This window comes from Limnohabitans sp. JirII-29 (assembly GCF_003063395.1).
In the GTDB taxonomy this organism is placed as follows: Bacteria; Pseudomonadota; Gammaproteobacteria; order Burkholderiales; family Burkholderiaceae_C; genus Limnohabitans.
Genome location: NZ_NESB01000012.1, coordinates 81,790 through 93,109 on the forward strand (window position 1 = coordinate 81,790; position 11,320 = coordinate 93,109).

General features: G+C 59.8%; 10 protein-coding genes. 7 read left to right on the top strand and 3 right to left on the bottom strand.

Annotated features, from left to right (window positions below):
* Window positions 1-11: 11 nt before the first annotated feature.
* The 6 genes from B9Z39_RS15655 (at window position 12) to acs (ending at window position 7,667) form a co-directional block, all read left to right on the top strand.
* Window positions 12-1,181: an amidohydrolase family protein gene (locus tag B9Z39_RS15655; RefSeq protein WP_108302449.1), complete on the top strand. Its 1,170-nt coding sequence runs from the start codon at window positions 12-14 to the stop codon at window positions 1,179-1,181.
* A 42-nt stretch (window positions 1,182-1,223) separates the two neighbouring features.
* A complete protein-coding gene (locus B9Z39_RS15660; protein WP_108302451.1) occupies window positions 1,224-2,765 on the top strand; it encodes a hypothetical protein in 1,542 nt (513 codons plus the stop codon).
* A gap of 6 nt (window positions 2,766-2,771) precedes the next feature.
* Complete coding sequence (locus B9Z39_RS15665; RefSeq protein WP_108302453.1) at window positions 2,772-3,521, top strand: OmpA family protein; 750 nt, start codon at window positions 2,772-2,774, stop codon at window positions 3,519-3,521.
* A 4-nt stretch (window positions 3,522-3,525) separates the two neighbouring features.
* On the top strand, window positions 3,526-4,977 hold the full coding sequence (locus tag B9Z39_RS15670; RefSeq protein WP_108302455.1) for an EH signature domain-containing protein: 1,452 nt from the start codon (window positions 3,526-3,528) through the stop codon (window positions 4,975-4,977).
* Window positions 4,978-5,002: 25 nt separating this feature from the next.
* Window positions 5,003-5,578, top strand: coding sequence for a DUF4337 domain-containing protein (locus B9Z39_RS15675; protein ID WP_100147657.1), 576 nt, complete (start codon window positions 5,003-5,005; stop codon window positions 5,576-5,578).
* A gap of 124 nt (window positions 5,579-5,702) precedes the next feature.
* A complete protein-coding gene (gene acs, locus B9Z39_RS15680; protein ID WP_108302457.1) occupies window positions 5,703-7,667 on the top strand; it encodes an acetate--CoA ligase in 1,965 nt (654 codons plus the stop codon).
* A 101-nt stretch (window positions 7,668-7,768) separates the two neighbouring features.
* Here acs and B9Z39_RS15685 read toward each other — a convergent pair whose 3' ends face one another.
* Genes B9Z39_RS15685 through B9Z39_RS15695 form a run of 3 tightly spaced genes read right to left on the bottom strand, consistent with a single transcriptional unit; the run spans window position 7,769 to window position 9,775 of the window.
* Window positions 7,769-8,284: a hypothetical protein gene (locus B9Z39_RS15685; RefSeq protein WP_146183349.1), complete on the bottom strand. Its 516-nt coding sequence runs from the start codon at window positions 8,282-8,284 to the stop codon at window positions 7,769-7,771.
* A gap of 7 nt (window positions 8,285-8,291) precedes the next feature.
* Complete coding sequence (locus B9Z39_RS15690; protein WP_100147654.1) at window positions 8,292-8,987, bottom strand: alpha/beta hydrolase; 696 nt, start codon at window positions 8,985-8,987, stop codon at window positions 8,292-8,294.
* The gene (locus tag B9Z39_RS15695) at window positions 8,984-9,775 is read right to left on the bottom strand and encodes a dioxygenase (protein ID WP_108302476.1); all 792 of its coding nucleotides are present in this window, start codon (window positions 9,773-9,775) and stop codon (window positions 8,984-8,986) included. The genes B9Z39_RS15690 and B9Z39_RS15695 overlap by 4 nt, the downstream gene beginning before the upstream one ends.
* A gap of 97 nt (window positions 9,776-9,872) precedes the next feature.
* On the opposite strand from B9Z39_RS15695, the gene B9Z39_RS15700 reads away from it, so the two are divergent.
* Window positions 9,873-10,820 carry a LysR family transcriptional regulator gene (locus tag B9Z39_RS15700; RefSeq protein WP_108302461.1) on the top strand — a complete coding sequence of 316 codons (948 nt, stop codon included), beginning with the start codon at window positions 9,873-9,875 and terminating at the stop codon, window positions 10,818-10,820.
* Window positions 10,821-11,320 lie beyond the last annotated feature (500 nt).

The window sequence follows — 11,320 nt, forward strand, 5'->3', positions numbered from 1 at the left end:
AGATCCAGCCCATGAACACACGCCGCAACTTCCTCAAAAACACCGTCTTTTCGGGCATCACGTTTTGCTCGTGCAGCCTGCTCGACAACGCCTTGGCCCAAGGTGCGCCCGCAGGCCCCGACAACAACGACTGGGGCAACCAGCCCGCTTTGAACTACCGCCACCCCAAGATGGGCAGCAAGCATGCGCCCGTGGTGATCGACGGCCAACGTGTGCGCGTGATCGACGTGCATGCCCATTGCTTCTTCCCAGAAGCCGTGGCGCTGGCTGGCAAGGGCGTGAGTGTGAACGGTGCCGTCAAGGGCGGGCCACAGCACTACATCCCGGTGACCGACAAAGAGGCGGTGCAAGTGCGCTTGGACAGCATGGACGCCATGGGGGTGGACATGCAGGTGCTCTCGAGCAATGTGTTTTGGTACGGCAAAGACGCCGCCTTGGCCCAAGAGATTTGCCGCATCAACAACGACAACTTGGCCAAGCTGTGCGCGGCACACCCCACGCGCTTTTCGGCCTTTGCGTCGATTGCGCTGCAACACCCCGAGTTGGCGGTGCAGCAGCTGGAAGCGGTCATGAAAATACCAGGGTTTCGAGGTGCCGCCATTCAGGCCAATGTGCAAGGCATGGAGTTTTCCAACCCCAAGTTCGACCCGGTGTGGGCCAAGGCCGAAGCGCTGGGTGCGGTGCTGTTCATCCACCCGCAAAGCACGCCCGAATTGGCCAAGCGCTTCAGAGGCAACGGTTGGTTGGGCAACACCATTGGCAACCCACTGGACACCACCATCGCCTTGCAGCATTTGATTTTTGATGGCACTTTGGACAAATTCCCCAAGCTCAAAATTCTGTCGGCCCATGGCGGCGGCTTCTTGGGTTCGTACGCGCCGCGCATGGACCACGGCTGCTTTGTGTCGCCCAGCAACTGCGACCCAACGGTGGTGCTGAAGAAAAAACCCACCGAGTACCTCAACCAGATGTACTTCGACTCGCTGGTGTTCACGCCTGAAGCCTTGCGCCACTTGGTGGCCCAAGTGGGGGCGAGCCAAGTGATGGTGGGCACCGACCAGCCGATTCCCTGGAACGAAGCCCCGGTGGAACATGTGCTGGCCACGCCTTTGTCCAACCAAGACAAGGTGGCCATCTTGGGCCGCACCGCCGCGCAGGTGTTGAACATTCCCAACTTCTGACACATCGCCTGAGCACCAAGCGGAATTGCGGACAATAGCCGCATGCCCCTGAACCCCTACCTGGCCCAGCTGCAACAGCTGGCCATCCCTCTGGCGATTGCCGCCGTCATTGTTGTTTTCTCACTGCTGAGCTTTGGCATCTGGGCTTTGCGCATACGCGGTGTGCGCCAAGCCGTGCGACAACTTCACCACACCCTCTCGCGCAGCACAGACAGCAGCCGCGTGGCGCTGCACCAAGCCCAAGACACAACGCCAGACCCGGAGCTGAAATTTTTGTTGCGCGAAACCGAAGCCGGTTTGATCGACCTGCCCGCCGCGCAAGGCAGTGGTTTGCAAAGCTACAGCTTTCGCAGCCATGCCGACACCTGGAATGTGCGCAGCGTGTTGGGCGGACGCTTGAACTTGGCCTTGTTTGAGACCATGCCCAATTTGCTGATTGGCTTTGGCCTGATGTGTACCTTTATCTTTTTGGCCGTGGCCTTGCAACAAGCTGGCTTGGCCTTGAACGCGCTGGATGTGTCGGTACGCCAACAAGACCAGGCTTTGCAGTCGCTGATTGCCACGGCAGGCGGCAAGTTCATCACCTCCATCGCGGGCTTGTTGTGTTCGCTGCTGTGGAACTGGCGTGCCAAGGTGGCGTTGGAGAACTTGCAAGCGGAGGTGGATGTGTTGTGCCACATCTTGCGCAGCCAAGTGCCTGACAACGCGGCCGAGGCCAGCATGCGCGTGCAGCTGAGCCTGTTCCAAGACATGTTGGAGCAAAACCGGGCCCAGGTGCGCCAGCTGGGACGCTTTGAGGGCGACTTTGCCAACGCCATTGGCGAAGCCATGTCGCGCCACATGCAGCCCACCTTTGACAAGCTCAGTGGCTTGGCCGACAGCATCCAGGTCTCGAGCCAAAGCTTTGGCCATGCGGGCAGTCAGGCCGCCGACGAATTGGGCAAAGCCGGTGCGGTGTTGACGCAAGGCATTGAAAGCGGCCTGAACACCTTCCACGAGGCTGTGGCAGCGCTGAGCCAGACCATTGGCACCACGCGCAGCACAGTGGCAGAGTTGGATGGCGCACTGGCCCGTGCCAGTGCCGCAGGCACGCAAGGCAGCGCGCAACTCACCACCCTGCTCGGCAGCTTTGGCGACACGCTCACACAGGTGCAAAGTGCCACCGGCGAGTTGCACACCACCGTGGGCCTGATTCGGCGCACCGCAGAGAGTTTCAAAGACAGCGCCAGCGCGATGGAGCGTTCGGTCACGCTGCAACGCGCGGCTGCCAACGATTTCAAAGACACCTTGCTGCCCATGAACCAGGCCTTGGGCCAGACCGTGACCACGCTCAAAGAAAGCGCGCAAACGGCAGAGACCGCACTGGGCCATGTGCGCACCCATTTGCAAGAGGCCCAACAAGCCCTCAGCGGCACGGTGGATGCGCTCACCCAAGGCGTGTCGGGCTACAGCAGCCAAATTGCCGAACTGCACACCAAGATGGACCAGCACTTGGCCAGTGCGGTGAACCAACTCAGTGGCAGCATCACCAACTTGGAAGAGGTGTTGGACGAGTTCATCGAGTCCCTGCCTGCCAAGCGCTAAATCGCCATGCTGATTCAACGCCGCCGCACCCCTGCTGCCAACGAACAAGTGGAAGAGTCAGGTTACATGGCCTCGGCCAGTGACCTGATGATTGGCCTGCTGTTCATCTTCATCGTGATGGTGATGGTGCTGTTGGCCCGCAAACCCGAACCGCCCAGCGCGCCACCGCCCGACCCCCTGGCGGTGGTGGTGCAAACCATTGGCAGCCGCTTGCAAAACGCAGGTGTGCCCGTGACCATCAACCAAGCCTCAGGCGTGATCACGCTGCCCGCAGACACCTTGTTTGCCCTGGGCCAGCCCGAGTTGCAAGCCGAGGGCGTGCAGACCTTGCGCCAGTCGGCCCAGCAGCTGCAACAGGTGTTGCCGTGCTACATCTATTCGCAACGCCGCCAGTTGCCCGCTGACTGCCCGCCCAACCCGCAACAGGTGGAGATTGAAACCATTCTGATTGAGGGCCACACCGACTCGGCCCCCCTCAAGCGCGGCGATTACAGCAACTGGCATTTGGGACTAGACCGTGCCCGCGCCGTCTACAAAGTGCTCAGCGCAGGCGGGCTGCAAGACCTTCGTAACGAGCGTGAGCAGCCGGTGTTTGGCATCAGCTCGTATGCCGATGAACGCCCCAGTGACAAAGACGATGCGGCCAAGAACCGCCGTGTCGAGCTGCGCTTTGTGCTGGCGTTTCAGCCCAGCGACAACGCCGCCACCCAAGGCCCCAGCAGTGCCTTGAAACGCATGCAAGAGACGGTACGCTGAAGCCATGAACGCCGGTGCTGATTTTTTCAAGCCGCTGCCACAGGACTTTGACCAACTGGCCCACGCGGTGCGCCAGCGACGCGGCACGGGACTCGGGCCCGAACTGGATCTGCGCAGCGTGGGCGAACGCACCTACAGCGCGTTTGAGGCAGTGTCTTTCTCGCCCCAGCCGCCAGCGAACGCGGCCTATGCGCCACGCCCACGCGACTGGCGCCATTTGCCCTACGCCTTGTGGCTGCAGGCCGATCGCGGCTTGCACCTGCACCTAGAGTTGACCCAGCACTATTGGCACACGGCATTGCCGCACGCGTTGACCACACGCCGCCCCCTCAAGTGGGCGCGCGCCTTGTTGCACACCTACTTGCAGCATTTCGCCCCTGACGACGCGGTGTTTGTGCAACTGGCCCAGAGCGCACAGCTGTTCTTTGCCGATGCGCGGGTGATGCAGTCGCTCAGCGAGACCGAGGCGTTCGGTCTGCAACGCTTGATCGAGCGCCTGGGTTTGCTGGACCCACACCTTGGCCCCGCCCAGGTGGCACACGACATCTTGGCATTGCCCCCGGAGACGCGGCTGACACAGTGGCAAGCGCAACACGCGCTGACCGATGGTTTTTGGCTCAACCCGTTTGCACGGCAGGCGTTTTTAGAAGCCTTGAAAGCACCCGAGGAAGTGCGCAGCACCTTGCCCTACATCCAACGCATGTGCGAGTGGGCGCTGCACGCACCGGGCACGCCGCAGCAGCGCTTTCGTTACCCGATTTGCCGTGACGAGTTTGCCTACAGCTTGCTCTCACCCTGGTTCCAGCGTACACCGCCCGCCGAGGTGCAGCACGCGTTGATGTCTGAGCTGCTGCGCACCTTGGGCGACCCGCGCCATGACCATGCCGGTTGGCTGGGTGTGCGCCAAGAGGCCATGGCCACAGTGAGCCGCTGGCTCACCGCCCGAACGTTGGATGCATTTTTTGAAATCCTGCAACACACCGAAGACGACATTGGTCCCTACCGGCGTCGGTTTTGGGAGGCCTATTTCCATGCCGGTCACATCTTGGAAGCTTGGGTGGCGTTGGGAGAAGAAGCCTCAGCCGCCTTGCGCACCATCGACCCCACGGGCGAGCTGGCCCACGGCAAAATTTTGGGAAAGATCGCGCCCAAGCAGTGTGTGCTGATGGTGCGCATGGGCCATCTGCTGTTTTGTGACTGGAGCCATGACGGTCGCTTGCGTGCGATTGATGTGCACAGCCGACAAGCGCCCAAGCTCTACCAAGCACAGTACGAACTGCACGAACTGCGCTTTGCCACGCCCTTGAACTTCAACCAGGGCTTGTCAGACGATCCGGGTTTACGCCACCTGCAGTCCCACCTTGGAGGCTGGCAAACTCTCGCCCGTGACTTTTTGGCGCAACATTTGGGCATCACACTCTCGATCGACGATTTGATGCCCAGCACTTCCATTTAAAACAACGAACCTTCAGGAGAGAAACATGAGCGAAATGCCAGAAACAGAACTGCCCGAGCACGGCAACAACGACCCCTTCCGCACCCGTTGCGCCATGCTGGTGTCCACCTTGGCGATGGTGTTGGCCATTGCCAGCTTGGGTGGCAACAACGCGGCCAAAGAAACCATGGTGCACAACGTGTTGGCGGCCAATGCTTTTGCGTTCTACCAAGCCAAGAACATCCGCCAGACCGATTACAAAATTGCGGCCGATGACATCCAGGTGCAACTGGCTCAAGACAAGATCAGCCCCGCCGCCAAAGAGCTGCTGGAGAAAAAACTGGCCGACTACCAAAAGAACATCGCCCGCTACGAGTCTGAACCTGAAACCGGCGACGGCAAAAAAGAACTGATGGCCAAAGCCAAAGAACACGAGCACGAACGCGACCACGCCATGGCCCAGGACCCCTGGTTTGACTACGCCGAAGCGCTGCTGCAAATCGCCATTGTGTTGACCTCGGTGGCCATTTTGACCGGCGTGCGCACCTTGTTTTGGGTGCCGTGTGGCTTGGGGTTGCTGGGCATCTTCGCCACCCTCAACGGCTTCATGCTGTGGATTTGATTTAACGCAAACATCACGCAGAGGGTGTTTGTCAGACTCCACTCAGTCAGACCCTTGTAAGAGCCCCCCGCCACAGTTGCGGGGTTTCACGCCAGTGCCGTCTAAAAATTAGGAGACCGTTTTCATGAGCGACATCACCATCCACCAGCCCTCTGCTGAGTTTGTCAAAAATGCCACCATCTCGGGCATGCCAGCCTACGAGGCGCTGTGCAAAAAAGCAGAGACCGACTACGAAGGTTTCTGGGCCGAACAAGCCCGCGACTTGTTGAGCTGGAAAACCCCTTTCACCAAAACGCTCGACGAGAGCAACGCCCCCTTCTTCAAGTGGTTCGAAGACGGCACGCTGAATGCCTCGTACAACTGCCTCGACCGCAACGTCGAGAAAGGTTTGGGCGATAAAACCGCCATCATTTTTGAAGCCGACGGCGGCGAAGTCACCAAGATCACCTACAGCCAGTTGCTGGCCAAGACCTGCCAATATGCCAACGCCTTGAAATCGATTGGCGTCAAAAAAGGCGACCGCGTGATGATCTACATCTCGATGTCGATCGAAGGCGTGGCAGCCATGCAGGCCTGTGCGCGCATTGGTGCCACCCACTCGGTGGTGTTTGGTGGTTTCTCGGCCCAGTCGCTGCGTGACCGCATTGAAGACACCGGTGCCGTGGCTGTGATCACCGCTGACCAACAAGTGCGCGGCGGCAAACACCTGCCCTTGAAAGCCATCGTCGACGAAGCCATTGCCTTGGGCGGTTGCGATTCGGTGAAGAACGTGTTGGTGGTCAAGCGTACCGGTGGCGACATTGCCATGACCGCAGGCCGCGACCAATGGTTGGCCGAGTTGGCTGACAAGCAAGCCACCACCTGCGAACCCGAATGGGTGGGTGCTGAGCACCCCTTGTTCTTGCTCTATACCTCGGGCTCCACCGGCAAACCCAAAGGCGTGCAACACAGCACCGGCGGTTATTTGCTGCATGCCGCACTGACCACCAAGTGGACGTTCGATCTGAAAGACAACGACGTGTTCTGGTGTACCGCCGACATCGGCTGGGTCACGGGCCACACCTACATCACCTACGGCCCCTTGGCCTTGGGCGGTACCGAAATCGTGTTTGAGGGCGTGCCTACTTACCCCGATGCAGGGCGCTTCTGGAAGATGATTCAAGACCACAAAGTGTCCATCTTCTACACCGCACCCACCGCCATTCGCTCGCTCATCAAGGCCGCTGAAGCCAACGATGCCGTGCACCCCAAGAGCTTTGATTTGTCGAGCCTGCGTTTGCTGGGTTCGGTGGGCGAGCCCATCAACCCTGCGGCTTGGGAGTGGTACTACAAGCACGTGGGCGGCAGCCGCTGCCCGATCGTGGACACCTTCTGGCAAACCGAAACTGGTGGCCACATGATCACGCCGCTGCCCGGTGTGACACCCATGGTGCCCGGCTCGTGCACCCTGCCCTTCCCCGGCATTCAAGCGGCCGTGGTGGACGAGGCGGGCCACGACATGCCCAACGGCCAAGGCGGCATCTTGGTGGTCAAGCGCCCCTGGCCGTCGATGATTCGCACCATCTGGGGCGACCCCGACCGCTTTGTGAAGAGCTACTACCCCGAAGAGTTCAAGGGCAAGTACTACCTGGCTGGCGACGGTGCCATCCGCGACGAGAAGACCGGTTACTTCACCATCACCGGACGCATCGACGACGTGTTGAACGTGTCGGGCCACCGCATGGGCACCATGGAAATTGAATCGGCTTTGGTGAGCTGCACCGAGCTGGTGGCCGAAGCCGCTGTGGTGGGTCGTCCTGACGACACCACCGGTGAAGCCATCTGCGCGTTTGTGGTGTTGAAGCGCCCCCGCCCTGTGGGTGACGAAGCCAAAGCGATTGCCAAAATCTTGCGCGACCACGTGGGCAAAGAAATTGGCCCCATCGCCAAGCCCAAAGACATCCGCTTCGGTGACAACCTGCCCAAGACCCGCTCCGGCAAGATCATGCGCCGCCTGCTGCGCAGCTTGGCCAAGAACGAGGCGATCACCCAAGACACCTCGACCTTGGAAAACCCAGCGATTCTTGACCAGTTGACCGACAACCACTGATCGGTCAAACGCCTCTTGACAGAGGCTGGCCCCACACATCCCGCTGCGCCTTGTGCTCAGCGGGATTTTTCATGCCCGCGTGACGAGATACCGGTGTCTGCTCAAGCCGGTGCGAGCAAGGTGATGCGCTTGAAATGGAGATGGTGCATTAGCTCGCGCAAGACCACCAACGTGGCAGCAAAGCGCGGATCGGACGGCACACCGGCCACAGAGGCTGGCCGTCCTTGGGCATGGGCGACCAGCAGGTTGAACCCCTCTTCCAGCGTCGCCAAAGACAGCTCTTGGTCGACATCCACGCACCAGCCCATGGCCTGGGCCCATTGCCACAGACACGCATCTTGCGTCACGAGTGCCGCATCAGGAGGCAAGGCGGTGTGCGCAGGCATGACCTGTTCTTCCACCGTTTCAATGGCGAGCTCCAATTGCAAGGGCGTGGGTGGGGTGTGCGTCAACACCTCTGCTACCAGTTGGCGCAGGCCCAAAGAAAACGTCAGCACCACCTCTGCCTGATCCGAACGGCCACTGGCCAAAGCCATCACGTCATCTCCCAGATGCAGCACGGCGATGGGGCCGTGCTGCGCCCAGCGCTCACGCACGCTGCGGTAGAGCGTGTGCATGTCCACCTCAACCGCCCTTCAAGACAGGCTGCACCCAGCCCAAAAAATCGGCTTGCATGGCAGCGCTGATGCTGTGTCCTATCGGGTAACGCAAGTTGGTTTGCGTCACACCCAGTTGCTTGAGCCATTGCTCAGAGCGCTCCGCCCATGTGACGGGCAAGGTGCCATCTAGCGCACCGTGGGCCACGAGGGCTTGCAGGTGCTGCAAACGCGCGCCGTCGGCCACGAACGGGGCCAGCTCTGGCAAGATGCGGCCCGACAAAATGCCAAAGCCCGCCACCCGTTCGGGCGCACTCAACGCCACGCTGGCACTCATGATGCCGCCTTGACTAAAGCCTGCCACCACCGTGTGCTCTGGCGCGATGTGGTGTTGGGTCTGCAGTTGTGTGATGAACCGGATCAAGGTGTGACGCGCTTGCTCCGCCTCGCGCTCCACAATCTGTGGCCCGTTGGCTGTGAACGCCACGCGAAACCAGGCGCATTGGTTAGGGCCCAACGCCAAAGGGCCACGGGGCAAGACCACCAAGGTGTGAGGATCGATGCCTGCGGCCAGATCACTCAGACTCAGCTCAGAGCTTCCCACGCCATGCAGAAGCACCAACAAGGCCTTGGGTTGCACAGGCTGTGGTTGCTGGATACGGAATGCCAGCTCGAAATTTGGGTCTTGCTGCAAAGCACTGACGGTGTGTTGTGGTGTGTTCATGCGACGCCCCAAGCATAGGATTCCATCGAGAGTACACGGTGATCCACGCCACCGTTGAGCACTTGAACGGGCTCATCGGCAGACACCGCGCCCAAGGCCACCAGCAAAGGCAAGAAATGCTCTTCGGTGGGGTGCGCACGCTGCGCGTGAGGTGCCAGTCGACGGTAGTCGATCAGGTAATCCGTGTCGTGGCTGCGCACCTTGTCGCGAACCCATTGGGTGAACTCGATCGCATAGTCTTCAGCGGCCGCACCCAACTGGCGGAATTCGTAAAGGTTGTGCGTCATGCTGCCCGACGCCAACACCAGCACGCCCTGGGCACGCATGGCAGACAAGGCGCGGCCCAGTTGCAATGCCGAGGCGGGATTTAAGTTGTAGGGCATCGACACTTGAAACACGGGCACGTCAGCCTGGGGCAAGAGGTGCATCAACGGCACCCAGGCGCCGTGGTCGAGGCCACGTTGCGTGTCGTGCGTCACAGGCCAGCCGGCTTCGGTCAGCAGCTGGGCCACTTCTTCGGCCAATTGAGGTTGCCCATGCGCGGGGTATTGCAGTTGGTACAACGCGGCGGGGAAACCGCCAAAGTCATGCACAGTGACCGGGGTGGCGGTGGTCATGACTTCTACACCGCGGGTTTGCCAGTGGGGCGACACGACTAACACCGCCCGCACGTCATGCAGCTGCTGACCCAAGTTGCGCAGCAACGGGCCCAAGGTGGCAGGTTCGGTGGCAAAGGTAGGTGCGCCGTGGGAGATGAACAGCACAGGGGCGGGGGCAAACGAAGACATGGTTTCTTTCTCAAACATCAGATGCCCACACTGTATTGAATACAATATTTAAGATAAATAGAGTTATTTGATATTTATTATTTCGATCGATGGAACAATGGACCGATTCTTGGAAATGCAGACCTTCAATGCCGTGGTGGAAGCTGGCAGCTTTGTCAAAGCCGCCGATGCCCTGCAACTGTCCAAAGCCGCTGTGTCGCGCCATGTGGTGGAGATGGAAACCCGCTTGGGCGTGCGTTTGCTCCACCGCACGACACGACGTTTGTCATTGACCGAAGAAGGCCATGTGTTCTACGCCCGCAGCAAAGAGTTGCTTGAAGGGCTGGCCAATGCAGAGTCAGAAGTCACCTCGCGCAGCGAAGCTGCCAGTGGCTTGCTACGCATCAATGCACCGTTCACCTTTGGCATCTTGCACTTGGCGCCACTGTGGGGGGTGTTCATGGCAGAGAACCCCAAAGTGACGCTGGACATCACGCTGTCAGACCGGTTGGTCGACTTGGTGGAAGACGGCTACGACCTCGCGATTCGCATTGCCAAGCTGGAAGACTCCACCTTGGTCAGCAAGCTGTTGGCCACCACACGCATGGTGTTGTGTGCGTCGCCGAAGTACCTGAAAACACATGGCACACCCAAGCACCCCAGCGAGCTGGCGGCCCATTCGGTGATTGCCTACAGCTACTGGTCCACCAAAGACGAATGGGAGTTCACCAGCCCCAAGGGCAAGGTGCGTGTGAAGACCCAACCCACCATCCACACCAACAGTGGCGACACCTGCCGTGCTGCGGCGCTGGCACACCAGGGTGTGATCTTGCAACCCACGTTTTTGGTGGGCCCCGATCTGGCAGCAGGCACGTTGGTGGAGTTGATGCCCGAATTTCAGTCGCTGGAGCTAGGCATTTACGCGGTCTACCCCACTCGCAAACACCTGTCGGCCAAGGTGCGCATGTTGCTTGATTTTTTGACGGCGCATTTTGCGCCGAAGGGTCACTTGGCAGTCAAAGGAAAGCCAACCAAATCCCGAGCGGCAAAAACGCCAAGCTGGTGACGTGTGCAACGATGACCATCGAGGCCACTTGGTTGGGCTGCTGGTTGAAGCGGTCGGCCAGCATGTCTAGTAACCCGCCATGCTCTGATTGACTTTGGCAGGATTTTTTTGAGTGTGTGCGATGTAGACGACTATTGCCAACGTCTTTTAGCGCTTTTTTCCAGAACTTGATGGGGCACGTAACGTCTTCCCGAACTACTGTAATGCAGCGATAGCGGCTAGCCGAACTGAGGTGCTTGGTTCATATTGCTCGGTAAAAGCCGTCAATGACTCACTGAGCATTGCGGTGACATGAACGACTGGTATCGAAGGAACTGCAGTCGTCTTGCTTGGCTGGTTAGCCGACCGCACCGAAAGCGCGTGGCTGAAAGTCGTGAGCGTCCGGTCTTCCCACCTATTTTGTGGGCGAGTGTTCACACGGTCGGACTTGCGGGCTTCCAGCAGTGCGGAAGTAACTCTTCGATGCGGGCATTTGGGTGGCTGTGGATGCGAGCCAACAC